The organism is Marinobacter sp. B-12 (assembly GCF_056857915.1).
Genome location: NZ_JBSXOB010000056.1, coordinates 58,901 through 82,343, shown reverse-complemented (window position 1 = coordinate 82,343; position 23,443 = coordinate 58,901). Strand labels below are relative to the sequence as shown.

The window sequence follows — 23,443 nt, the reverse complement described above, 5'->3', positions numbered from 1 at the left end:
CCTCTCAGGAACTCGCGGCCAATCCTTCTGGCAAGATTTCTTTCTCATGAAAAAAGGCACCATACTGTCTGGATATCCAGTAGTATAGCGCCTTTTCGGGCCGGGCCAAGCCGTTCAGATCCACTTTAAGTGAACGGCTTGTCCTTCGGGAGGCCTTTTTTCAGGATGATTTCAGGGTTTGTTGTGCTGTAGCCATTGCCCCAGTAGCTGGCGTTCCTCGTTCGTCATGCCGGTCAGGTTGCCCAGTGGCATGTAGTGAGAATCTACCGCCGCCTGGCGTACCTTGTCGGCGTGCATGGCAAGAAGCGACAGGTTCTCCAGTTTGATGCCCGCTGGCGGTGCCTGAAAGGCCGGATGGCCGGGGCTGCTGGCATGACAGGCCACACAGTGGGTGTTGATGAGAGCGATTGCGACCTCATTACTGACCTCCGGGTGGTCGGCCGTATCCAGCGTGGTTGCCGGGGCCGGGGCCACAAGCCAGATCAAGGCAGCGGTGAGCACTGCGGCGACCGCCAATATCCAGGGCTGGTTGATGTCCCTGTGCCGGAGGTTGAAGTAGTGCCGGGCGAAGGCCGTGATGAACCCGATGGCCGCCAGGATTGCCCAGCCGTGAGGGTTTCCATACAGCAGCGGGTAGTGGTTGCTGATCATGATGAAGATGATCGGCAACGTCAGGTAGTTGTTGTGGGTCGAGCGCAGCTTGGCGAGCATGGCCAGGCGAGCGACCTTTTCGTTGGCTTCTTCCCCCGCCCGGACCGAGTCGACCAGCGCCCGCTGTGAGGGAATAATGCCGAGAAAGACGTTGGCCACCATGATGGTTCCGATCACCGCCCCGACGTGGATAAACGCGCCCCGGCCTGAGAACACCTGAAACAGCCCCCAGTCGACGAGAACCAGAATGCCGAACAGAATTAGCGCAAACGCCTTGCCTTTGTCGGCAAGAGGGCTTCGAATCAGGGTTTCGTAAATGGCAAGAACCACGGCAATGCTGCCCAGGCCGATTGCGATGGCGGCACCGGTGCTGAGATCGGCCTTGGCCGGGTCGATCAGATAGCCCGGTGAGCCCATGTAGTAAACAACAAACAGCAGGGCCAGACCGCTAAGCAGGGTTGAATAGGCTTCCCATTTGAACCAGTGCAGTTCCCGGGGCATTTCCTTCGGCCCCAGTCTGTACTTGGCGATCTCGTAAAAACCACCGCCGTGAATGGCCCACAGGTCGCCCTTGATGCCCTCGTTTTTCTTCCATTCCGGTGGTTCCCGCAGGTGATTGTCCAGCCAGATGAAGTAGAACGATGCGCCGATCCAGGCAACGCCTGCGATAACGTGAAACCAGCGGACCAGAAGGGACAACCATTCGCTGAGGTAGGCTTCCATGGCTCAGGCTCCTTGCGTGAAGTAGGTGGTAGCAGCGTCAGTTCCTGCTGCCTGGTGGCGTAGTTCACCGGCCACGATAGAGGCGGTGATGGCTCGGTCGTCGCCCAGAATCATCAGATTGAAGAGAGTTTCGAAGAGCGTGTGTGTGAATTCCTGCTTCATGGCCAACTGCGGTGTTCCGCTCGGATCTAGGACCACGAAGTCAGCAAAGCGCCCGGATTGAAAACTGCCGGTCTGCTGGTCCTGATGCAGGACCCGGGCATTGCCGAGTGTGGCGAGATAGAACGCCTGCCAGGGCGTCAGGGTTTGGCCGCGTAGCCGACAAACCTTGTAGGCCTCGGCCATGGTGGTCAGCATCGACAGACTGGTACCTCCGCCAACATCAGAGGCCAGCCCGACCGAAACCCCAGCTTCGCGGGCTTCCCGGAAGTCGAGGAGTCCGCTGCCCAGAAAGGTATTTGAGGTGGGGCAGAAAGCGATGCGGGTGCCCGTCTCAGACAGTCGTTTGCGGTCTACATCATCAATGTGAATCCCGTGCGCCAGAACGGTGTGATCGCCCAGCAGGCCATAGTGATCGTACACATCCAGATAGCTGGAGCGCTCCGGGAACAGTTCACGGATCCACTGGATTTCGCCGGTATTCTCCGCCCAGTGTGTCTGCACCATGACATCCGGATGCTCTGCGGCGAGCTTGCCGGCGAGCGAAAGCTGCTCCGGCGTCGAAGTAGCGGCAAACCGGGGTGTAATCGCGTAGCGTTGGCGTCCGCGTTTGTGCCAGGTTTCCAGCAGCGAGAGGCTGTCGTCGTAGCTGCTCTGGGCCGTGTCCTTCAGGTTTTCGGGGGCATGGCGGTCCATCATGGCCTTGCCCGCGGTAAGGGCCATTCCCTGTTGCTCGCCAGCCTCGAACAGGGCATGCACCGACTCAGGATGGGAGGTGCAGAATACCAAGCCCGAGGTGGTGCCGTAGCGTAGCAGCAGATCGGTAAACCGGTTCGCTTCAGTCCGGGCCCAGTCCATGTCGCTGAATCGGGCCTCATGAGGAAATGTGTAGGTTTCCAGCCAGTCCAGCAACTGGGCACCGTAACTGGCCATAACCCCCAGTTGGGGCATGTGTGCGTGGGTGTCGATAAAACCCGGCAGGATCAGCTGGTCTTTCCAGTGGGTCACCTCAGTGCCTTCGGGCAATTGGTGCAACCATGCACTGGCGTCACCGGCTACCAGCACTTTGCCATGGTGCTCAATCAGCAGGCCGTCCTCGAAGAAGGCCACGCTGCCCGCCGCGGGCTCCGGTTCATTGCCCGGGTCTTCCAGGAAATGGAGCACTGTGCCCCGGTGAGCCTTGCAGCCCAGTGGAAGATATGGATCTGTCATTGTGGTCATCAGCTCCCCCTATACGTTGAGTAGCCCCACTGATTCAACAGCAGGGGAACGTGGTAGTGGGCCTCCGGATCGTTGACCCGGAACTCCAGGCAGACCTCGGGGAAGAAGGCGTCCATCCCGAGGCTGTGGTACCAGTCGCCGGTCGCAAAACGGAGCTGGTAGTGGCCGGCTTCAAGAGCGGTATCGAACCAGTCCATTACGCGGCCATCGGCATCGGTTGTGCCACTGGCAATGGCGGTATGACCCTGGCCCTGAACCCGATACAGGCTGACCGCCACACCGGCGGCAGGCTGGCCACTGCCGAGATCGAGAATGTGAGTCGTAACGGAGCTTTTTGCGCTCATAGCAGTTTCTCCAGTCGCAATTTGGTCATCCTGGCCTGCTCGCCAATGACCATGGCTTTGATGCTGGCATACGTTGCACGCAGACTGTTGATGTCTCCCATCTTCGGATGAGCCTCAAAGGCATCGAACCAGTCTTGCTCAGTCAGTTTTGGCCAGAACTCATGGCTGCGGGCGAGTCGGGCTTCCGCTTCCTCATGGTGCAGGGCGTTGAGTGCTTCAATGGTCATTCGGTTGTCTCTTTCGTATCGGTGTTCTGGATCAGCCCCCGCAGTTGCCGCCAGGGCAACCCTCGTCGGGCGGAAGTTGTCCGGTGGGGGGTGGTCAGAGCCAGCAGTTCGGCGCTGATCGAGACGGCCACTTCCATTGGCCGTTTACCGGGGACATCAGGATGGCCAACGGGGCAGCGGATGGAGTCGATGGCATCGGCACTGAAACCCCGGTGGTCCAGCCGCTTGCGGAATCGATCTGCCTTGGTTTCTGACCCGATCAGGCCCAGGCTTGAGCAACCGCCGGCGGTTAACAGGGCGCGGCAGAGATCGAAATCCAGTTGGTGATTGTGGGTCAAGATCAGAGCGTGTTTACACGAGCACAGGTTGGGTGCATCACCGACGGGGTCATCCGTGTGGTGGATATGGACATTGGCGGGTACATCAGATGGAAACAGCTCAAGACGTTCGTCCACCCAGGTGATTCGCCAGGGCAGCTGAGCGAGGATAGTGACCAGCGCTTTGGCGACATGGCCGGCCCCGAACAGTATCAGTTCCTGCTCACTCCCCGGGTGTGCTTCCAGTAGTACCGACACGCTGCCGCCGCAGCACTGACCAAGACTGGCGCCCAGCGGGAAGTGTGCGAGGTCGCTGGTATAGTCCTGACGAGCCAGCCTGTCCCGGGCTTGTTGGCAAATCTGGTACTCCAGGTGCCCGCCACCGATGGTGTCGTAACTGTGTTCACCAGTGACCACCATCTTGCTGGCCGGCTCCCGGGGGACCGACCCGGCTACGCCGAGAACAGAGACCAGGGCATAGGGCTCACCGCGTGCTTCGCAGTCGGCTACGGCCTGGTACCAGAGCTTTCGACGTTCCATCAGGATGCCTCCTGCTGCTTGCCAAGCCAGGCCTGGCTAGCGGTGACGGCACCCAGCACCCGTTCTGGTGTGGCGGGCGTGTCCAGCGGTGGGCTGAAGCGATAGTCGGTGAGGCTCGAGACTGCGTCCCGCAGGGCGCTCCAGACGGCGATGCCGAGCATCAATGGCGGTTCCCCGACCGCTTTGGAGTGAAATATCGTGGCTTCGCGGTTCGGGCTGTCGGCCAGCAGAGCAACCCTCAGGTCGGGCGGACAGTCCGAGACTGCCGGAATCTTGTAGGTGGCAGGGCCGGTTGTTAGCAGTTTGCCGTCATCCCTGTACACCAGTTCTTCCGTGGTCAGCCAGCCCATACCTTGGACGAACCCGCCTTCGATCTGGCCAATATCGATATCGGGATTCAGGGAGCGACCGGCATCAAACAGGATGTCGGTACGAAGGACCCGATATTCCCCGGTCAGGGTGTCGATCACTACTTCAGAGCAGGCGGCGCCGTTCGAGTAATACAGAAACGGGTGCCCCTTTCCGCTTTCCGGGTCGTAGTGGATCTTGGGAGTGGCGTAGAAACCTGAGGAAGACAGTGGTACCCGGTTCATATAGGCGGCCTGAACAAAGCTTTCCCATGGCATCTGCAGGTCGCCGATCTGCACCTGGTTATCCGAGAAATGGATGGCTTCTGGTGAGACCGACCAGTTCTGTACTGCAAAGTCTGTCAGCCCCGCGAGAATCTTTTCACAGGCGTCCAGTGCTGCCATGCCGTTCAAGTCGGAGCCGGAAGAGGCGGCGGTTGGCGAGGTGTTGGGCACCTTGTCGGTGCGCGTGGCGGACACTTTGACGCGCTCAAGATCGACCTGGAAAGCGGACGCAACCACCTGCGCCACCTTGATATAGAGCCCCTGGCCCATCTCGGTACCGCCGTGATTTACATGAATGCTGCCATCGGTATAGATGTGAACCAGTGCGCCCGCCTGGTTCAGGTGTTTGGCGGTGAAGGAGATGCCAAACTTTACAGGCGTCAGCGCCAGCCCCCGCCTGAGTACCGTGCTGGACTGGTTGAATTTGGTGATTTCCGAACGCCGTTGACGATAGTCAGAGCTGGTTTCCAGCGTCTCCATCAGCTTCGGAAGTACGTGCTGTTCAATGGTCTGGTCATAATGGGTGATGTCGCGTCCGGGCCGGTACAGGTTGAGCTTGCGGATATCCAGCGGGTCGCGGCCAAGGTGGCGGGCCATATCATCCATGGCCTGTTCTATGATCATCATGCCCTGAGGTCCGCCAAAGCCCCGGAATGCCGTGTTCGAAACGGTGTGGGTCTTGCAGCGGTGGCCGGTAACCCGGGCCTGGTTCAGATAGTAGGCATTATCGGCATGAAACATGGCACGATCGACGATGGCATCGGACAGGTCGGGGGAGTAACCGCAACGGCCTGCGACCATAATGTCGGCCGCCTGAATCAGGCCGTCATCGTCAAAGCCGATGTCATAGGTATTGAAGAAGTCATGCCGCTTACCGGTCTGGATCATATCGTCGGGGCGTGACAAACGGTACTTCACCGGTCGGCTCGTCGCATTGGCTAGTAGGGCTGCAATGCAGGCGACTGGGGCCGCCTGGGTCTCTTTCCCGCCGAAGCCGCCGCCCATTCTTCGAACCTCAGTCTGGACCTCGTGAATGGGCAGCCCTAATACCTCAGCGACCAGCTTCTGTACTTCGGAGGGATGCTGGCTGGAGGTGTGAACAAACATACCCCTGTCTTCGGTGGGTTCGGCTAGACAAGCCTGTCCTTCCAGGTAGAAATGCTCCTGTCCACCGACGACCTGTTCGCCGATCAGGCGATGAGATGCCTGGGAGAGAGCATGATCAGGGTTACCTCGCAACTGGGTCTGGCTGGGGCGAACAAACAATTCTTTGTCCAGTGCCTGGTTTACGGTAATGACCGCATCCAGGGGCTCGTATTGAACATTCGCCAGCTTCGCTGCCTTGCGTGCAGCTTCGTGGGAGGTTGCGGCGACGGCGAACAGGGGCTGCCCGATAAACTCCACGATCTCATCCGCCAGTACCGGGTCACCGGGGAACACCGGGCCGATGTCGAGATGGCCAGGCACATCCTTGGCAGTGACTACGGCGATGACACCGGGGTATCGGCGGACGGCCTCCAGATCCATGGACATTATTCGGGCGTGGGCCTGTTGGCTGTGACCGACCGCGGCGTGCAGGATGCCTTCCGGCATGGGTAAGTCGTCAATGTATCGGGCCTGACCACTGACGTGTTTCCAGGCGCTGTCGTGTTTGGCGCTTTGTCCGGCCAGCCCTTGGGCAGTGTGGGCCGGTGTGGGTGTGTTCAGGGGCAGTTTACGCATAGTCGGTCACCGTCAGTTGCTCGCGTGGGAGTGAATCCGAAGACAGCCAGGCGCGGCGCAGAAGGTTGCCGGCAACCTGAAGCCGATAAGAGGCCGAGGCCCGGACATCACTCAGGGGTGAAAAGTCGCTGCCAAGGACGTTAATCGCAGCGGCCACGTTGTTTTCGTTCCAGAGCTGCCCCTTGAGCGCGTTCTCCGTTTGCAGTGCCCGGGCGGGCGTGGCGGCCATGCCGCCGAAGGCAAGGCGACAGTCACTGATCACACCATCGGTTATGGTCAGTCGAAAAGCGCCCAGAACGGCGGAGATGTCGTCGTCCAATCGCTTCGAGATTTTGTAGATGTGCAAAGTTTCGTTGGTTTTCGGTGCCGGGATCCGCACAGAGTGGAGGAATTCGCCCGATTTCAGGGCCGTTTCTTTATAGCCCAGGAAAAAGTCTTCGATAGGCATCGAGCGCTGCCCGTCCGGGCCGTCTAGCACCAAAATGGTATTGAGTGCGATCAGCGGTGGCGGCATATCGCCGATGGGCGAAGCGTTAGCAATGTTGCCGCCCAAAGTGCCCCGGTTGCGGATCTGTAGTGAGCCGAGTCGCTCGAGCATGGCGTCGAACGCCGGCCAAAGTTCGCACAGTGTTTCCCTGAATGCCTGATAGGTAGTGGCAGCACCTATCACCAACTCGTCGCCCTCTAGGGCGCAGCCTTTCATTTCCGGTACGCGTTCCACACTGACCAGATGATCCAGGGAACTCAGCTGTTGAGTGATCTCCAGTGCCAGATCCGTACTGCCGGCGACCAGTCTGGAATCGGGATAGGCGCGGCGCAATGAGCGAAGGTCATCAAGGCAGACCGGCGCGTCATACCGTGAACCTCCGGCTGCTTCGATGGTGATGTTGTTCTGGTGAATCCGGCTCAGAGCAGATTCCGACGACCCGGGGGCCATGCCAGCGGCCGGGTGCTCAGTATCCGGTGTCCATTCTTTAACCATGGCATCCTGTCCTGCCTCAATGATCGGACGATAGCCGGTACAGCGACAGAGATTGCCAGACAGGGCCTCAAGAATCTGATGACGGCTGACCGTGCTGTTCTTGCGGTTGGCATGCAGGGCCGTCAGCGACATCACGATGCCGGGCGTGCAAAAACCGCATTGGGCACCGTGCTTCTCCATCATGCCCTGCTGGACCGGATGACGTGGTTTCTGCTGGAAGGCTTCGACGGTAATCAGTTCCTTGCCATGAAGGCTTCCCAGCAAGGTGATGCAACTGTTGATTGCGTCGTAATGAGTGTTGCCATCTTGGTCAGCTGTTCCTGTAATGATCGTGCAGGCACCACAGTCTCCGGAGGCGCAGCCTTCTTTGGTACCGGTAAGGCGCATTTTGGTGCGCAACCATTCCAGGATGCTCAAATTTGGGTCGAACTGGTCAACTTTTTCAATTTGGCCGTTCAGAAGAAATTCGATCATGGTTCTCTCCGCTAGCAGGCTATTTGCGGTGTATAGCGGCACCCCATTCCTCTCTTCAGGCAGGTTTTCCGCAGCGTTAGGAAGGGTTTCTGCAAAAAACTGACCAACTGGTTCAATTAAATAATTTTTCGATTTTATTAACTATTGGCAAGCATATTGCTCTCACCTGAAATGTTGATTACTTGGTCAGTTTCTTAATCGGCTGGCCAGGCATACATAACGGAATGAGAGGCTGTGTATGGCTGCGGCGTTGCGCCTTAAGCTGAAAAACATCGTCAAGGAATACCCGGGTTGCCGGGCCAACGATGGAATTGACCTCACGGTGGAAGCCGGTGAGATTCATGCGCTTTTGGGTGAAAATGGCGCCGGTAAGAGCACCTTGATGAAGGTGATCTATGGCGTTGTTCAGCCGGATGAAGGCCGGATGCTCTGGAATGGTCATGAAGTCAGGGTGACTAGCCCGGCTCAGGCCCGGAGTATGGGCATTGGCATGGTGTTCCAGCATTTCTCCCTGTTCGAAACCCTGACAGTCGCCGAGAACATCGCCCTCAGCTTGCCTCCTTTTGAAGCCCGGGACCGGAAGCGGCTCGACGAACGCATCCGTGAAGTGTCGGAGCGCTACGGTATGGCGCTGGATCCCCGTCGCTATGTCAGTACCTTGTCAGTCGGGGAGCGTCAGCGGGTGGAGATTGTCCGTTGTTTGATTCAGGAAAGCACCTTGCTGATTCTGGACGAACCGACATCGGTGCTGACGCCCCACGAAGTCTCTTCACTGTTTGCCACGCTGAGGCAGCTCGCGAGCGAAGGCTGCAGCATTTTGTTCATCAGTCACAAGCTGGAAGAGGTTCGCAACCTTTGTCACAACGCAACGGTTTTGCGCCAGGGGCGCGTGAGTGGCGACTGCAGGCCGGCGGAGGTGTCGGCGAACGACATAGCGCGACTGATGGTCGGTAACGATACGCCGATTTCAACTCAGGTGACCGCAGCGGAGCCCGGGGAGGTTCTGCTCAATGTCCGGGCCCTGAAATGGAAGAGTAACGATCCGTTTGGCACCAGCCTCAAGAGCGTCGCCCTGGAGTTGCGCAAGGGTGAGATTGTGGGCATCGCAGGGGTAGCGGGCAACGGCCAGGATGAGCTGCTGAAAGCCCTGTCTGGAGAGATTCTGGTGGATGCTGGCAGCATCAGTCTGGACGGCCGGGGAATTGAAAATCTGGCGCCGAATCAACGTCGGAATCTTGGTGTTGCGATTGTTCCCGAAGAACGCCTGGGAAGGGGGGCGGTTCCAAATATGACCCTGGCAGATAACGCACTGCTGACAGCCTCCGGTCAGGGGCTGGTGAACCGGGGGCTGATTCGTTTTGGTCGGGTCCGCGAATTTTCCCGGGAGGTGATCCGTCGTTTCGGCGTCCGGTGTAACGACGAAAGCAGCACCGCCGGCAGCCTCTCGGGAGGCAATCTCCAAAAGTACATTATTGGCCGCGAAGCGTTACAGAACCCCCGTCTGTTGGTGGCGTCGCACCCTACCTGGGGCGTTGATGTCGGCTCTGCGGTGGCTATCCATGAAGCTCTGGTCCAATTGCGGGATGCCGGGGCTGCTATTGTTCTGATTTCGGAGGACCTCGATGAGCTCTACCAACTCTGCAATCGGCTGGGTGCGCTGTGTAACGGGCGGCTTTCACCCCTCGCGTCTACCTCTGAACTGAGCATCGAACAGCTTGGCCAATGGATGGCGGGAGAGTTCGAGTCTGCGGAGGTGAACCATGTTGCTGCTTGAGCGTCGTCCCGTTGATTCCTCTCTGATGAGGTGGACATCGCCACTGCTCGCCCTGGTTCTGACAGTCACTACCGGCTTTGTCCTTTTTCTGTCGATGGGCAAGGATCCCATGGATGGCCTGAAGTTTTTCTTCATTACACCGATCAGCGACCTGATGGGGCTTGCAGAGCTCGGGCTGAAAATGGCGCCGCTGCTTCTGTGTGCGGCGGGGCTGACCGTTTGCTACCGGGCGAAACTCTGGAACATCGGTGCTGAAGGGCACTTTCTGATGGGGGCTTTAGGTGCCAGCATCATGGCGGTCTGGCTGGTTGATGCAGACGGCTTCTGGGTGCTGCCAGTAGTTCTGCTGGCGGGAACCCTGGCGGGAATGTTGTGGGCGGCCGTTGCGTCAGGACTGAAAACGCACCTGCATTGCAACGAGATTCTCACCACCATCATGCTCAATTACATCGCGCTGAATCTGCTGCTGTATGTGGTGCACGGTCCTCTCAAAGATCCTTATGGTTTTGGCTTTCCCCAGTCCGTGATGTTTGCTGACTCGGCCCTGTTGCCAGCGCTGATTCCCGGCACACGCTTGCATCTGGGGCTGGCGTTCGGGTTGCTGGCTGCGGTCTTGGTCTGGGTGCTGTTTGCCCGCAGTTTTATCGGTTTTCAACTCAATGTGGTAGGGCAGGATCATCGGGCAGCCGCTTTCGCAGGTTTTGGTGCCCGACGGCTGACCTGGTTTGCTTTCCTGGTGGGTGGTGCCACCGCCGGCCTGGCCGGGGCTTCGGAGGTCACGGGCCCCATTGGTCAGCTCGTTCCGCAGGTGTCTCCCGGGTACGGCTACACCGCCATCATCGTTGTTTTCCTTGGTCGTATGCATGCTCTTGGCATCGTTGTTGCCAGCGCGCTGCTGGCATTGACTTTTATAGGGGGGGAGATGCTCCAGATCGCCATGAATATGCCCAAGGCTGTTACCGGTCTGTTTCAAGGCTTGCTGCTGTTCTACCTGCTGATCTGTGACGCCTTTATCCATTACCGCATCCGCCTGAAATGGCCGTCGCGGCAAACCACCATCGCAGCCAAGACTGTCACTGGAGATGCCTGAAATGGAACTGCTGACGAACGTGCTGGCTGCCACTGTTGTTGCGGGTACTCCGCTGCTGCTGGTGGCGCTTGGTGAGCTGATCTGCGAGCGCTCCGGGGTCCTGAACCTTGGGCAGGAAGGCATGATGCTGATGGGGGCCGTCGCGGGGTTTGTAGCGGCACTGACCAGTGGCAGCCTGGTGGTGGGTGTGGCCGCTGCGATACTGGCCGGGATCGGCATGTCGTTGTTGTTCGCGTTTATGGCGGTGTCCCTGGCTGCAAACCAGTACGCTGCAGGATTGGCACTGACCATTTTCGGGACCGGCTTAAGTGCCTTCCTCGGAGCAGGCTTTGTGGGACAATCCATCGATGGCTTCACGCGTGTCGCAATTCCCTTCCTGAGCGATATCCCGGTGCTGGGGCGTGTTCTGTTTGATCAGGATCCATTAGTGTACCTGTCCCTGATGGCCTTTGCCGGTGTGGCCATTTTCCTCCGTCAAACCCGTGGTGGCCTGTTGTTGCGCGCGGTTGGGGAAGACCCGGAAGCGGCCAACGCCAACGGCCTGAACGTGTTGGTTTTACGGTATCTCGCGGTGGCGTTCGGCGGCGGCATGGCCGGCTTGGCTGGTGCGTACCTGTCACTTGCCTATACCCCACTCTGGACCGAGAACATGACGGCCGGGCGGGGCTGGATAGCCCTGGCGCTGGTCGTTTTCGCTACCTGGCGCCCTGAGCGGGTAGTTCTCGGCGCCTACCTGTTCGGGGCAGCCAGTATTCTGCACCTGGTTCTACAGGGTCTTGGTTGGAAGAGCTCCACGGAACTGCTGGCGATGTTGCCCTACGTCGTCACTATTCTGATGCTGGTTCTGTTGTCCTGGAATCCTGGCCGAACCCGATTGAATACCCCCCTTTCCCTAGGCCAGCCCTATCGGCCGGGACGCTAACAATAACCATCAAATGTGCACCAACAATGACTCAAAAAGAACGTAAACTGAGAGGTAAATCCATGAAAGCATTTAGTAAAATACTGATCGCCGGCTGTGTGGCCGCAGCGTCTTTTGCCCCAGCAGCCCAGGCGGAGAAATTCTTCGGCTCATCGAGCATCTCCATTCTGCACAGTGACCAGTACCAGGGTGTTCAGTTCGACGCCGGCGGTAACGGCGGCTTTGAATACGAAGCCACCTATTTCACCTTCGAGAACGCGACGGCTCACAACTGGGGAAGCACCTTCTTCTTCATCGACCGTGATCAGGGACAGGGCGATGTTGAAGGCTCTGACAATGTGTACGGCGAATTTGCGCCCACCCTGAGCACAAGCTGGTTAACCGGTGCTGACATGAGCTTTGGTCCGGTCAAGGACGTCACTTTGGGCGCTCAATACGAATTCGGCGGAAGCACGCAGGTCAACAACTACATGGGTGGTTTGGGGCTGGCCTGGGATCTGCCTGGCTTCATGTATTTCAACACCTCCGTTTACTACGTCGATAACGATCAGGTCAGTGATGATTATCAGTTGACCGTTACCTGGGGTGCTCCGTTAGAGATGGGTTCGGCCCTCTTTCTGATTGACGGCTACATTGACTGGTCCACAGCAGAATCTGACCACAAGTCGGAATTTCAGTTCGTGCCTCAGATCAAGCTGGATGTGAGTAACTTCTGGGGAGCTCCGGGGGTTCTCTACGCTGGTGTTGAATACCAGTACTGGAACAACAAGTACGGTCTTGGCGATACGCTGATCGATGATCAGAGCTCCGTCAGTGCACTGGTGAAATTTCACTTTTGATCCTGAACAGGAGTCCGGCAGAATCTTATTGCCGGATTCCTGAACAACTGGACAACAAGTGAGAGGCTCATGACCAACATTTCTGTTGCAGAAAGCTCCGTTGCCGTAAAAAAAGACAGCAAAGGAAAGAACCGGACGTATCGCCCGGGAAGGATACGGGAGCGTAACCGGGAAAGAATACTGATTGCCGCCGAGGAAGAGTTCGCTCTGAACGGCTACAAAGGTACGACGATCCAGAATATCGCCGAGCGGGCCGGGCTGCCAAAGTCCAACGTACTGTACTACTTCAGCAACAAGAAGCGCATGTACGGGGCTATGTTTGACGACATTCTCGCGCGCTGGAACAAGGTGTTCACGGAGATCAGTCCGCAAGACGACCCGTCGGAAGCCCTGGCGACGTTTATCCGGAACAAGGTGGAGATGTCCCGCAAGTACCCGCTGGCGTCCCGATTGTTTGCCATGGAAATTATCCAGGGTGCACCGTTCCTGCTTGAGCACCTGCGCACGAATATGCGCGAGTGGGTCCGGGGCCGGGCGGAGGTTATCCAGTCCTGGATCGACGACGGGCGCATGGCTCCGGTCGACCCAGTGCAGCTGATTTTTCTGATCTGGTCTTCAACCCAACATTACGCCGACTTCCAGGTGCAGATCCTGATGGTGGAAAACAAAGCCGAATACGAGAAGCGCGACTTCGACCATGCGGCGGATTTTCTGACCGGTGTGATCCTCCGGGGGTGTGGTCTTGAGAGTCCGAGATGAAAAAATGTGTTTCATATCCAAGGGATATGCGGGGCTATGGTGAACACCCTCCTCATGCCCAGTGGCCCGGAAATGCCCGGGTTGCGGTCCAGTTTGTACTGAATTACGAAGAGGGTGGGGAAAACTGTGTGCTTCACGGTGATGAGCACTCAGAAACCTTTCTCTCTGACATCATTGGCGCGGTTGCCTACCAGGACCGGCACATGAGTATGGAATCCCTCTATGAGTACGGATCCCGTGCCGGTGTCTGGCGTATTCTGAAAGAATTCCGGAAGCGGGAACTGCCGTTGACTGTTTTCGGGGTCACCATGGCGTTGGCCCGTCATCCGGATGTTGTTCAGGCGTTCCTGGACGACGGCCATGAAATTGCCTGCCACGGTCAGCGCTGGATCCATTACCAGGACATGAGCGAATCGGAAGAGCGCCGGTACCTCGAACGGGCAATCGAGCAGCATGCCGAACTCACCGGAGAGCCTCCTCTGGGCTGGTATACCGGTCGGGACAGCCCGAATACCCGTCGACTTGTCGTGGAGCAGGGCGGCCTGGAATACGACAGCGACTACTACGGTGATGACCTGCCATTCTGGACCACCGTCGAGACCAGCACGGGCGAACAGAAGCCCCATCTCGTGGTGCCCTATACGCTGGAGGCGAACGACATGCGTTTTTGTTCACCCCAGGGGTTTAATTCCGGAGAGCAGTTCTTCCAGTACCTGAAAGACAGCTTTGACGTGCTTTATGAGGAAGGTGCGGAGGCTCCGAAAATGATGTCTGTTGGCCTGCATTGTCGGGTTGTCGGGCGTCCGGGCCGGTTCCGTGCGTTGCAGCGATTCCTTGATTATATCCAGCAACAGGACCGGGTCTGGGTATGCCGGCGTATCGATATCGCCCGCCACTGGAAGCAAGTGCACCCTTACCAACCCGATTGATACCGGAGTGTTCGAATGACCGATGCAGTTGTGGCCCCTGTTGTGGATGGGCCGGAGTTTACCCGCTTGGGCCTGAATCTGGCAGATCGCAGTCTGGGAGCGGAAGTGACCCGGGTGACGGATGAGTTTTTTGCACCCAGGGATCGCATGCTGAACCCGGCACAGCCTGTATTCTATCCCGACCGCTACGACGACCATGGCAAGTGGATGGACGGCTGGGAAACACGTCGCCGAAGGACAACCGGCCACGACTGGTGCATCGTGCGTCTGGCCATGCCGGGCGTTCTGATGGGCGTTGATTTTGATACCAGCTTTTTTACCGGAAACTTTCCTCCGGCGGCCTCTCTGGAAGCCTGTTTCAGTCCGGACGGCGATCCGGATGAACACGCAGGCTGGCAAGTTTTGGTGCCCGCTACCGGGCTGAGCGGTAATGATCACCGGTTTTGCGCCATTGAATCCGGTCAGCCATGGACGCACCTGCGCATGCATATCTATCCGGATGGCGGACTGGCGCGCCTGCGAGTCTATGGCAAACCCTTCTGTGACTGGGAAATAATGCTGGCGGCCGGTGAGAGCCGAAATCTTCTGGCACTGGAACATGGCGCAGATCAGGTGGCCTGGAGCGACGCCCACTACGGCGAGCCGCGCAAATTACTGAGACCGGGACGAGGCCTTAATATGGGCGATGGCTGGGAAACCCGCCGGCGGCGCGAACCCGGTAACGACTGGTGCATTCTGGCCCTTGGTCACAAGGGGGTTGCTGAACGCATAGAGGTGGATACAGCGCATTTTAAAGGCAACTTTCCGGCCGCCTGCTCCATTCAGGCGGCCTGCGTGGAGGATGGAGCCAGCACGGCACAGTCTCTGATTACCCAAAGCATGTTCTGGCCGACCTTGATGGATCAGCAGCCGTTGACGGCTGACCGTATCCATCAGTTCCAGGCGCTGGAGGACCTCGGGCCGATTACCCACATCCGGTTCAATAGCATTCCTGACGGTGGCGTCAGCCGCGTTCGCCTGTGCGGAACACCCGTGTCATGAAACAGTTCCGACGTCTTGTTGCCGAGCCTTTGACCCGCGAAGCTTTCGCTCCGTTCGGAGATGTGATTGATACCGATGGTGCCGAGTCTTTTCCCATTAACCAGGGGCGTACCGAGCGTTTTCATGCCTTGTCCACTGTGGCTCTATCGGGTGCTACAGATCGGGGCATTCTTTCGATTTTTCGTGGCCAGCCTCTTGTTCCTCTCGAACTAGATCTGATGGAACGTCACCCGTTGGGGAGTCAGTCATTCATACCCATGAACAACGTCGACTTTCTGGCAGTCGTTGCACTGCCAGGTGATTTCGACGAAACCGCCGTCCGGGTATTTCTGGTCAAAGGCCATCAAGGCGTCACATACCACGCCGGCACATGGCACGCACCGTTGCTACCTCTGAAAGCCGATGCCGATTATCTGGTGGTTGACCGTAAGGGGCCGGGTCAGAATTGTGATGAGATCAACCTGCAGCAAGTCATCAGACCCATTCTGGCTGCTGTTTAGGGTTTCCCCATGTCAGACCCTCTATCCGAACTGAACCCGGTGACCGAAAGGCGAGCGATTCGGGTTCTACGCCCCGATTCTCCCAGTGAAGCAGTCAGTCTGGCCCGGCGATTCAAGGTGCCATACATGGCGGGCGGGACATGGCTTCAGCCGACCCATGAGCGGGATCAGTGCTGGCCGGAAAAACTGGTGGCCCTGAATGCTGCCTGGCCTGCTTTCCGGGGGCTGGAAGATGATTCACGGGGGCTCACCGTGGGTGCGCTGACGTCTTTGTCGGAGATGGCTCGGCATCCTCTGGTCCGAGAATATCTGCCTCCGCTGGCCTTGTTTCTGAATCGGGTGGCAGGGCCGGGTGTCCGGGCCCTGGGAACCGTTGGCGGCAATCTGGCTGTGGGTGGAGATCTGTCTGCCCTGGCCATGGCGCTTGATGTTCGGGTGGACGTCCTCAACCGCACCGGAGAGCGGACACTGCCACTTTCCCGGTGGTTGAGGGAGCGGGCATCGGACGATCTGTTGCGTGGCTTTACGATTCCGGATTGCAGGGGTTGGCGGATCTCGCTGGAAAAACTCGGCTATCGGGAAAGGTTCAGTCCGACTCGCGCTACTCTGGTTTGTGTTCATGATGGTGATCGGGTGCGCCTTGCGGTGTGTGGCGAGGGCGGCCTGCTTCGCCTGGTGGCGCCGGAAACGTTTGTTAATGATCGGGCTGATCTGGCATCGGGTGATGTCGGGGCGGTGATCGACCGCGAATTGGCTGCTCATGGTTGGCAGGACGCCCATCTGCGGATGGCGTTGCGACGAATGACAACGGGGCTTCTGTCGGAGGTGGCTCTTGGAACTTAAACCCCAACCCGGTATGGCGGAAACCAGTGTTCTTGAACGTATAGAGGGGCGGTTTGGCTACGCCACGGATCAGCAGCACCTTCCCGGTTTATTGCACGGGGCCATCTTGCGCAGTCGGCATGCGCACGCCCGTTTGCTGCGGGTAGATACCTCCCGGGCCCGATTGATGTCCGGCGTCAGAGCGGTGGTGACGGCAGCAGATGTGCCGGGCCTCAACCGCCTTGGCATTGTTGTGCGTGATCAGCCTGTGTTGTGTGAAGACCGCGTCCGCTATGAGGGCGATGCCATTGCGGCGGTGGCCGCCGATACGGTGGAGCAGGCCCGGGCGGCGTTGGAGGTGATTGATGTCGACTACGCGCCCCTGGCGGTCGTCGATCAGGCTGAAACGGCAGAACAGATGTCGCCCCTGCATGGCGAGAGCAACCTTCTGGCCCGGGAGGCCTTTGAGCGGGGCGATACCGACGCAGCCTTTGCCCGATGTGCCGTGATCGTGGAGCATCACTACCAGACGCCCCGGCAAATGCACGCTTTCATGGAGACCGAGGGCGGTGTGGCCATTCCGGATAACAACGGTGGTGTGATCTTTCGGGTCGGTTGTCAGTCAGGCCACCGTGATGCCGAACAGCTGGCCGACATTCTCGGACTCAAACCCTCTCAGGTGACGGTGGAGGCAACCCCGACGGGGGGCGCATTTGGTGGTAAGGATGAGCTGACCATTCAGCCGGCGGCCGGCATCCTGGCCTTACAGACCGGTTCCCCGGTTCTGATTCATCTGGATCGTTTCGAGTCCTGTCGCACCGGAATCAAGAGACACCCTGTGTCGATGATCATGACCACCGGGTGTGACCGCCAGGGCCGGATTCTGGCCCACCGTGTCGACGCGCTGCTCGATACCGGTGCCTACGCAAGCCTGGGGCCGGCGGTGCTGGAAAACTTCCTGGATCATGCCACGGCGCCCCTGTACCGGATCGAGGCGTATTCGGTTTCCGGACGGTTGGTTTACACTAACAATGGCGTTTCCGGAGCCTTTCGGGGGTTTGGCGGAAATCAGGCAACGTTTGCCGTGGAATCACAACTCGACGCCCTGGCCGAAAAGCTGGCTATGTGCCCGTTGGCGCTTCGCAGAATCAATCTGCGCACGGTTGATGAACCCGGCAGCCGGGGCCAGGTGGTGCGCTGGAGTGCACCGCCGACCGATGTTCTGGCCGAGGCTGGCGCCTCACCCCTCTGGGCGCCCGCGGTTTCGGATGCCCGTAGGCGTTGGCTGACCGGTACCGGCATGGCGATGGGGGCTCAGGGTAACGGACTTGGCGACGGCTTGCCCGACAGAGGCGGCGGTCGGGTGAGTTTGAGCGCTGAAGGCCGGATCCGCCTGGAATTTGGCTTCTCCGACTATGGCCAGAACCTTGCCGAAGCGATCACCTGCCTCGTTTGTGAGACCCTGGGTTGCGTGGCCGGCGATATCGACGTGGTGCTGGGGAACTCGCGGGGGCCGGATTCCGGTCCCACCAGTGCTTCACGCAGCTCTGTTCTGATTCATGGTGTTCTGGCCGACATTCTCCCCCGCTGGAAAGACCGCGTGCGGGATCAGGCTGCAGTGCTGACCGGCCTGCCTTGTGATCAACTGTACAGCGGCCCGGGAGGCTTGTTCGCCGGGGGGCGCCAGGTGCTGAGCTACAGGGAACTGGCTGAAAAAGGGCAACCTGAACAGACTCGGGTTGATGCCAGTCAGGCCTTTCCTGTTGCTCCGGAAGGAAATCAACTCGTGGGTCGTTACCTTCAGTTGCAGATTGCGACGGTGGCCAGGGTTGCCGTAGACCGCCTGACCGGTCGGGTCCGGGTGACTGATCTTCACCACATAACCGCGGCGGGCCGTGTTATCTATCCTCCCGGCTATCTCGGCCAGATTGAGGGAGCAGCCATCATGGGGCTGGGCATGGCGCTCAGCGAGGACATGCCGACCCGGCAAGGACGCTACCTGGCTGACAATCTGGACCAGTACATAATCCCCACCCTGCAGGATGTGCCTGACCAACGTGTGGATGTTCTGGATAACACACCGACGACTGATCGCTTTCCGGTTCGAGGAGTTGGAGAACTGGGTATTGAGGCGGTGGCGCCGGCCATCTGCTCGGCGATTGAGGCGGCCACCGGTATCCGGGTCCGGCACCTTCCGGTGGATGCCGGATACCTGTTGGCCGAGCTTTGTGCCCAAGAGGAAACCTGTTCATGACCAGACAGACTCAGCCGGAACCCTGCGCGCCGGAACACGTGACGTTTGAACTGAACGGCGACGTTATTTCACAGTGGGTATCGCCGGCAACCACGTTGCTGGACATCCTGAGGGGCTCCGGGCGGATCACCTCTGCCCGGGCCGGTTGCCGTATCGGCCGGTGCGGGGCCTGCACGGTGTTGTTGAACGGTCAGGCGGTTCCCGGGTGTCTGGTGATGGCCTGGCAGGTCTCGGGATGCACGGTGGAAACGGCTGAAGGTTTGGCCGAAGCCTCTGATTTTGCTCAGGTAAGAGACGCCCTGGCGACCGAAAGCGCGTTGCAGTGTGGCTATTGTACGCCGGGTGTCGCGGTATCGCTGGTTTCAGGTTTGCGTCAGCAGCAGAACGGTGATGTCGTTGATCTTGAAGAGGCGGTGGCCGGCAACCTATGCCGATGCACCGGATACGGTGGTCTGAAACGTGCCATTGCTGTGCTCACAGAGACGAGTTCTGAAACCTAGGGGGAGCTATGTCCAGTTTTGCAATCCGTCACGCCGCGATCTTCACTGTGGACCCGGACAATCGGGTGATTGCCGATGGTGCACTGGTGGTCGAAGACGGGATGATTCGCCAGGTTGGCGATGTCAGGGAAGTGACTATCCCGGAAGGCGTAGAGGTGATCGATGCCGGCGGCCACGCCTTGCTGCCCGGCCTGATCGACTGTCATTCCCACTCCAGCCTGATGCGTGGTGTGACCGAAAACATGCCTCTGATGGACTGGTTGCCCTGGTACCAACTGGAACACCGGGCCATGACCGAGGAGTACGCTTACCATTCCGCCCGCCTCTGCTACCTCGAGGCTCTGCAGTCCGGCATTACCTGCGTGATGGATATGTTCCGGTACATGGATCGCTGCGCCGACGCTGCGGCTGACCTAGGGCTGCGGGTGCAGTTGGCACCATATGTGGCCGACCGGCCCGGCAAGGATTTCTTCTCGACCCGGGAGGAGAACCGGCAACTGATCCGGTCTCACCATGAAAGCCAGAATGGCCGCATTCGTGTCTGGATGGGGCTGGAACATCTGTTTTACTGCACGGAAGATGCCTACCGGGACGCCGCCCGATTAAGTCGTGAGTATGGCGTGGGCATCCATACCCACTGCAGTGAGCAGAAGGAAGAAGAGCAGGCAGTCACGGCCGAGTTTGGCCGTCGATCCCTGGCGATGCTGGATCACTACGGCATTCTTGGGGAGCGGACCCTGCTGGCCCACTGCGTGTGGCTCAATAATGAGGAGATCGCCCGGGTGGCGGATACCGGCACCAGCATCGCTCACTGTCCGGTAAGTAACGCCAAACTGGCCAGCGGTGTGGCCCGTGTGCCGGAAATGCTGGCGGCAGGTGTCACCGTGGGCCTGGGTACCGATGGGCCGGTCTGTAACAACAGCCTCAGCCTGTTTGAGGAGATGAAGTTTGCCTCCCTGATTCAGAAGGCAACGCGGCTGGATGCCACGGTACTTCCTGCCGAGCAGATTCTGAGGATGGCAACGATCAACGGAGCCAGGGCACTGGGCCTGGATCGGGAAATCGGCTCCCTTGAAGTGGGCAAGAAAGCCGATTTGCTGTTGCTGGATCTGGGTGGCGCCAATATGGCACCGGTGTCGGTGAACGAGCAGGGAGGAAACCTGATCTGGAACCTGGTGTTTGCGGCCGGTCCGGGCAATGTGTCCGGTGTCTGGGTGGACGGGCGGCAGTTGCTTCGCCGTGGTGAAGCGGTGCAGGTCAGCCAGCAGGCGGTCATTGCCGATGCCCAGCGGCAGGGGCTTGCTCTGCATGAGGCCTGTCGGAAACTGGCCCACACACGAATGTCCATGGTCTGACAGCGAGCATATTCAGGAGATCACGATGTCTGCATTACCCATTATTTCCCTGGCCGGCCTGCGCAGCGACGTCCCGGCTCAGCGTCGGGCCACCGCCGCTGAGCTGGGGCGGGCCTGCAGGGAAGTCGGCTTTTTCTACGCTACGGATCACGGAATCCCCCAGGCGGTCTGCGAGGATGCGTTTACCCTGGCAAAGGAACTCTTTGCGCTGCCGATCGCCGAGAAAGAAGTGCTGTCGATCAAGCGCTCGCCCCACAACCGCGGATACGTGGCGATGGCGGATGAGAAGCTGAATCCGGAGTCTGGTGCGGATATGAAGGAAGCCTTCAATATCGGAACGGACTTTCCGGAGGATCACCCGGATGTCCTGGCAGGAAAACCGTTTCGCGGCGTCAACTTCTGGCCCCCGATCGACGGCTGGCGTCAGCGTGCACTGGACTATTTCAACCACTGCCTGGAGCTGGGAAGAACTATTCATCGTGGTTTCAGTATGGATCTGGGGCTGGATGAAGAGTTTTTTGCCCGGCATCTGTCATCGCCGATTGCCACCCTGCGCATGCTGCGCTATCCACCGAGCGCCGGCACCAACACCCGGGAAGACGGTGGTGCTGGAACCCACAGTGATTACGGCAACATCACCATTTTGGCGACAGACAAGGTTGCCGGGCTGGAAGTGCTGAACCGACAGGGCGAGTGGATTCAGGCCCCCCACGTGCCGGGAGCCTTTGTCTGTAACATCGGTGATTGTCTGATGCGCTGGAGTAACGACGTTTACGTCTCCACCCCGCACCGGGTCAGGCCGCCTGCGCAGGAGCGGTACTCTATCGCGCACTTTCTGGAAGTAAACCCGGACTCGGTTGTGGATCCCCGGGATGTCGTACCGGACCAGGCGCCAAAGTATCAGCCGATTACCTGTGCGGATTATCTTGCGTCACGGTTGAACGCAACGTACGACCACCGGGAACCGGAGTGATCAGGATGCTGTCCGCATCACGCTGACGTGGGCAGCGACAACCTTCCAGCCATCCGGGAACCGTGCCAGGTTTGCATCTGTAAGCCCAGACCCGCCGGGTATGTGAGCTGGTGGGGAAAGACCGTCGGCAGTCTCCGGTGATGGATCTGGTGGACGGCCGGGACTTTGGTTTCGACCCTCCCGAGCGCAAGTATGAGTCCGGTCAGGAGTAGTCTCTGATTTGATGTCCTGACGGGCCGGGAGTTACTCCCGGCTCTGCAGCCTCTGCACAATATCGTCCGTGCTTGTCACCTCACCGAATTCGTAGGCAAAGGTGGTCAGGGCGACCTTTTGAACCTCGTCTGCAGTAACGGCCCCCCAGCCAAGATCGGGATAGGGCATGGCGGCGCTGGCATCGCTCAGCGCGATAACCTTGTATTCCCGGTGAACGGCGTCGCGAATGGTGGTGTCACAGCAAACATTGGTGACGGTGCCACAAACGATCAGGGTATCCACATCCCGGGAACGTAGTATGGTGTCCAGGTCGGTGCCGTGAAAGCCGCTGTAGAAGAGTTTGTCCACCACCACATCTCCGGTCAGCGGCGCAAGCTGCTCGATAATCTCAACCATGGGATTGTCACGCGCCAGAACCTCGTCGACATCCGGATACATATCGCTCATGCGCCCGGTGTCAGTGCCGTCACCGCGAACGATGTGACGCAGATAGATAACGGGGACTCCGTTCTTCCGGCAAACGTCGGCCAGTTGCTGAATTCGTGGCGTGATTGCTGTGGTCGATGGAACGTAAAGATCTCCCTCGGGCTCACAGAAGACTCGCTGCATGTCCACCACAATCAGGGCGGTACGACCCGTGACGACCGGCCAGGCATATCTGAGTTTCGGCATGTTCAGGCGTCCTGTTCGTGGCTCGGGCTCTGTTCGCGATGAATGGCATAGGGCCCCCAGGCTTGCCGTACCGGTACCATTTCCACACGATTGATATTGATGTGGTCGGGCAGGTTGGCGATGTGGGCAATCTGCTCGGCAATGTCTTCGGCAGACAACGGCACGGTTCCCTCGTAAACAGAATTTGCTGCGGCCTTGTTGCCGCTGTTACGAACTACCGAAAACTCGGTTTCGGCAATGCCGGGTGCCAGATCGGTGACGCGCACCCCGGTGCCCAGGAGGTCACAGCGGAGGTTGTAGGAGAACTGTTTGATAAACGCCTTGCTGGCACCGTATACATGGCTGCCAGGATACGGCCACTCACCGGCAGTGGAGCCGATGTTGATGATGTTGGTGCCGGCCCCGGTCTCAATCAGTGTGGGCAGCAGGGCATGGGTCACATTGACCACCCCGGTAATGTTGGTGTTGATCATGGTGTGCAGGTCGGCAAGCTGAACATCCTGCATGGCAGCCGGTGCCAGTGCCAGGCCGGCGTTGTTGACCAGGGTATGAATCCGACGAAAGCCTGAAGGCAGCGAGGCGATCGCCTGTGTCACCGCTTCGGCGTCCTGGACATCCAGTTTCAGAGGATGCACCGGTGTCAGGCATCCAAGCTCATCGGCCAGAGCGTAAAGGCGTTCTTCCCGGCGGCCGCAGATAACAATGGACCAGCCGTCGGCGGCAAACCGCCGGGCCGTGGCGGCGCCAAAGCCGGAGGTTGCACCGGTGATAAACAGAGTCTTGCTCAAGGTACTCTCCTGGTGATCGG

22 protein-coding genes are annotated in these 23,443 nt (G+C 59.0%); 13 read left to right on the top strand and 9 right to left on the bottom strand.

The genetic code is table 11. The features are described from left to right. Positions 1-171: 171 nt before the first annotated feature. From AC13D2_RS11595 to xdhA, 7 genes are read right to left on the bottom strand one after another with little or no spacing between them, the layout of a single operon-like run. Positions 172-1,374 (bottom strand): urate hydroxylase PuuD, encoded by a 1,203-nt coding sequence (locus AC13D2_RS11595; protein ID WP_091644540.1) that lies wholly within the window; start codon positions 1,372-1,374, stop codon positions 172-174. Positions 1,375-1,377: 3 nt separating this feature from the next. Beyond that, positions 1,378-2,745, bottom strand: a complete 1,368-nt coding sequence (gene guaD, locus AC13D2_RS11590; RefSeq protein ID WP_052479656.1) for a guanine deaminase — start codon at positions 2,743-2,745, stop codon at positions 1,378-1,380. Between the two features lie 8 nt (positions 2,746-2,753). After that, positions 2,754-3,098, bottom strand: coding sequence for a hydroxyisourate hydrolase (gene uraH, locus AC13D2_RS11585; RefSeq protein WP_091644537.1), 345 nt, complete (start codon positions 3,096-3,098; stop codon positions 2,754-2,756). Continuing rightward, on the bottom strand, positions 3,095-3,325 hold the full coding sequence (locus tag AC13D2_RS11580) for a hypothetical protein (protein ID WP_041332571.1): 231 nt from the start codon (positions 3,323-3,325) through the stop codon (positions 3,095-3,097). Before AC13D2_RS11580 ends, uraH begins: the two co-directional genes overlap by 4 nt. Then, entirely contained in the window at positions 3,322-4,182 is an 861-nt protein-coding gene (xdhC, locus tag AC13D2_RS11575) for a xanthine dehydrogenase accessory protein XdhC (protein WP_091644534.1), read from the bottom strand. The genes AC13D2_RS11580 and xdhC overlap by 4 nt, the downstream gene beginning before the upstream one ends. Further along, positions 4,182-6,536 carry a xanthine dehydrogenase molybdopterin binding subunit gene (xdhB, locus tag AC13D2_RS11570; RefSeq protein WP_041332572.1) on the bottom strand — a complete coding sequence of 785 codons (2,355 nt, stop codon included), beginning with the start codon at positions 6,534-6,536 and terminating at the stop codon, positions 4,182-4,184. The genes xdhC and xdhB overlap by 1 nt, the downstream gene beginning before the upstream one ends. After that, positions 6,529-7,992 carry a xanthine dehydrogenase small subunit gene (gene xdhA, locus AC13D2_RS11565; RefSeq protein ID WP_091644531.1) on the bottom strand — a complete coding sequence of 488 codons (1,464 nt, stop codon included), beginning with the start codon at positions 7,990-7,992 and terminating at the stop codon, positions 6,529-6,531. The genes xdhB and xdhA overlap by 8 nt, the downstream gene beginning before the upstream one ends. Before the next feature lie 238 nt (positions 7,993-8,230). Here xdhA and AC13D2_RS11560 point away from each other — a divergent pair, with 238 nt between their 5' ends. The 13 genes from AC13D2_RS11560 (at position 8,231) to AC13D2_RS11500 (ending at position 21,750) form a co-directional block, all read left to right on the top strand. Continuing rightward, on the top strand, positions 8,231-9,766 hold the full coding sequence (locus AC13D2_RS11560) for an ABC transporter ATP-binding protein (protein ID WP_091644528.1): 1,536 nt from the start codon (positions 8,231-8,233) through the stop codon (positions 9,764-9,766). Further along, entirely contained in the window at positions 9,753-10,856 is a 1,104-nt protein-coding gene (locus AC13D2_RS11555) for an ABC transporter permease (protein WP_041332573.1), read from the top strand. The genes AC13D2_RS11560 and AC13D2_RS11555 overlap by 14 nt, the downstream gene beginning before the upstream one ends. Continuing rightward, positions 10,849-11,778 (top strand): ABC transporter permease, encoded by a 930-nt coding sequence (locus tag AC13D2_RS11550; RefSeq protein WP_041332574.1) that lies wholly within the window; start codon positions 10,849-10,851, stop codon positions 11,776-11,778. The genes AC13D2_RS11555 and AC13D2_RS11550 overlap by 8 nt, the downstream gene beginning before the upstream one ends. Positions 11,779-11,840: 62 nt before the next feature. Next, positions 11,841-12,617, top strand: coding sequence for an outer membrane protein OmpK (locus AC13D2_RS11545; protein WP_041332575.1), 777 nt, complete (start codon positions 11,841-11,843; stop codon positions 12,615-12,617). A 69-nt stretch (positions 12,618-12,686) separates the two neighbouring features. After that, entirely contained in the window at positions 12,687-13,376 is a 690-nt protein-coding gene (locus AC13D2_RS11540; RefSeq protein WP_041332576.1) for a TetR/AcrR family transcriptional regulator, read from the top strand. Next, the gene (puuE, locus tag AC13D2_RS11535; RefSeq protein WP_041332577.1) at positions 13,373-14,305 is read left to right on the top strand and encodes an allantoinase PuuE; all 933 of its coding nucleotides are present in this window, start codon (positions 13,373-13,375) and stop codon (positions 14,303-14,305) included. Before AC13D2_RS11540 ends, puuE begins: the two co-directional genes overlap by 4 nt. 15 nt (positions 14,306-14,320) lie before the next feature. Continuing rightward, complete coding sequence (alc, locus tag AC13D2_RS11530; RefSeq protein WP_041332579.1) at positions 14,321-15,346, top strand: allantoicase; 1,026 nt, start codon at positions 14,321-14,323, stop codon at positions 15,344-15,346. Next, positions 15,343-15,846: an ureidoglycolate lyase gene (locus AC13D2_RS11525; RefSeq protein ID WP_041332580.1), complete on the top strand. Its 504-nt coding sequence runs from the start codon at positions 15,343-15,345 to the stop codon at positions 15,844-15,846. The genes alc and AC13D2_RS11525 overlap by 4 nt, the downstream gene beginning before the upstream one ends. A 9-nt stretch (positions 15,847-15,855) precedes the next feature. After that, entirely contained in the window at positions 15,856-16,689 is an 834-nt protein-coding gene (locus tag AC13D2_RS11520) for an FAD binding domain-containing protein (protein ID WP_082040492.1), read from the top strand. Beyond that, positions 16,679-18,922, top strand: coding sequence for a xanthine dehydrogenase family protein molybdopterin-binding subunit (locus AC13D2_RS11515; protein WP_143071183.1), 2,244 nt, complete (start codon positions 16,679-16,681; stop codon positions 18,920-18,922). The genes AC13D2_RS11520 and AC13D2_RS11515 overlap by 11 nt, the downstream gene beginning before the upstream one ends. Next, complete coding sequence (locus AC13D2_RS11510) at positions 18,919-19,422, top strand: (2Fe-2S)-binding protein (RefSeq protein WP_052479366.1); 504 nt, start codon at positions 18,919-18,921, stop codon at positions 19,420-19,422. The genes AC13D2_RS11515 and AC13D2_RS11510 overlap by 4 nt, the downstream gene beginning before the upstream one ends. An 8-nt stretch (positions 19,423-19,430) precedes the next feature. Further along, entirely contained in the window at positions 19,431-20,777 is a 1,347-nt protein-coding gene (locus AC13D2_RS11505; RefSeq protein WP_041332582.1) for an amidohydrolase family protein, read from the top strand. Between the two features lie 25 nt (positions 20,778-20,802). Beyond that, positions 20,803-21,750: an isopenicillin N synthase family dioxygenase gene (locus tag AC13D2_RS11500; protein ID WP_041332583.1), complete on the top strand. Its 948-nt coding sequence runs from the start codon at positions 20,803-20,805 to the stop codon at positions 21,748-21,750. Between the two features lie 243 nt (positions 21,751-21,993). Here AC13D2_RS11500 and AC13D2_RS11495 read toward each other — a convergent pair whose 3' ends face one another. Both AC13D2_RS11495 and AC13D2_RS11490 read right to left on the bottom strand, forming a co-directional pair. After that, positions 21,994-22,635, bottom strand: a complete 642-nt coding sequence (locus tag AC13D2_RS11495; RefSeq protein WP_041332584.1) for an isochorismatase family protein — start codon at positions 22,633-22,635, stop codon at positions 21,994-21,996. 2 nt (positions 22,636-22,637) lie between these two features. Further along, positions 22,638-23,423, bottom strand: coding sequence for an SDR family NAD(P)-dependent oxidoreductase (locus AC13D2_RS11490; RefSeq protein ID WP_041332585.1), 786 nt, complete (start codon positions 23,421-23,423; stop codon positions 22,638-22,640). Positions 23,424-23,443: the final 20 nt, after the last annotated feature.

Bases quoted from the DNA above. Each gene is read 5' to 3' on its own strand.
- AC13D2_RS11595 (WP_091644540.1), bottom strand. From the start codon at position 1,374: ATGGAAGCCTACCTCAGCGAATGGTTGTCCCTTCTGGTCCGCTGGTTT.
- guaD (WP_052479656.1), bottom strand. From the start codon at position 2,745: ATGACAGATCCATATCTTCCACTGGGCTGCAAGGCTCACCGGGGCACA.
- uraH (WP_091644537.1), bottom strand. From the start codon at position 3,098: ATGAGCGCAAAAAGCTCCGTTACGACTCACATTCTCGATCTCGGCAGT.
- AC13D2_RS11580 (WP_041332571.1), bottom strand. From the start codon at position 3,325: ATGACCATTGAAGCACTCAACGCCCTGCACCATGAGGAAGCGGAAGCC.
- xdhC (WP_091644534.1), bottom strand. From the start codon at position 4,182: ATGGAACGTCGAAAGCTCTGGTACCAGGCCGTAGCCGACTGCGAAGCA.
- xdhB (WP_041332572.1), bottom strand. From the start codon at position 6,536: ATGCGTAAACTGCCCCTGAACACACCCACACCGGCCCACACTGCCCAA.
- xdhA (WP_091644531.1), bottom strand. From the start codon at position 7,992: ATGATCGAATTTCTTCTGAACGGCCAAATTGAAAAAGTTGACCAGTTC.
- AC13D2_RS11560 (WP_091644528.1), top strand. From the start codon at position 8,231: ATGGCTGCGGCGTTGCGCCTTAAGCTGAAAAACATCGTCAAGGAATAC.
- AC13D2_RS11555 (WP_041332573.1), top strand. From the start codon at position 9,753: ATGTTGCTGCTTGAGCGTCGTCCCGTTGATTCCTCTCTGATGAGGTGG.
- AC13D2_RS11550 (WP_041332574.1), top strand. From the start codon at position 10,849: ATGCCTGAAATGGAACTGCTGACGAACGTGCTGGCTGCCACTGTTGTT.
- AC13D2_RS11545 (WP_041332575.1), top strand. From the start codon at position 11,841: ATGAAAGCATTTAGTAAAATACTGATCGCCGGCTGTGTGGCCGCAGCG.
- AC13D2_RS11540 (WP_041332576.1), top strand. From the start codon at position 12,687: ATGACCAACATTTCTGTTGCAGAAAGCTCCGTTGCCGTAAAAAAAGAC.
- puuE (WP_041332577.1), top strand. From the start codon at position 13,373: ATGAAAAAATGTGTTTCATATCCAAGGGATATGCGGGGCTATGGTGAA.
- alc (WP_041332579.1), top strand. From the start codon at position 14,321: ATGACCGATGCAGTTGTGGCCCCTGTTGTGGATGGGCCGGAGTTTACC.
- AC13D2_RS11525 (WP_041332580.1), top strand. From the start codon at position 15,343: ATGAAACAGTTCCGACGTCTTGTTGCCGAGCCTTTGACCCGCGAAGCT.
- AC13D2_RS11520 (WP_082040492.1), top strand. From the start codon at position 15,856: ATGTCAGACCCTCTATCCGAACTGAACCCGGTGACCGAAAGGCGAGCG.
- AC13D2_RS11510 (WP_052479366.1), top strand. From the start codon at position 18,919: ATGACCAGACAGACTCAGCCGGAACCCTGCGCGCCGGAACACGTGACG.
- AC13D2_RS11505 (WP_041332582.1), top strand. From the start codon at position 19,431: ATGTCCAGTTTTGCAATCCGTCACGCCGCGATCTTCACTGTGGACCCG.
- AC13D2_RS11500 (WP_041332583.1), top strand. From the start codon at position 20,803: ATGTCTGCATTACCCATTATTTCCCTGGCCGGCCTGCGCAGCGACGTC.
- AC13D2_RS11495 (WP_041332584.1), bottom strand. From the start codon at position 22,635: ATGCCGAAACTCAGATATGCCTGGCCGGTCGTCACGGGTCGTACCGCC.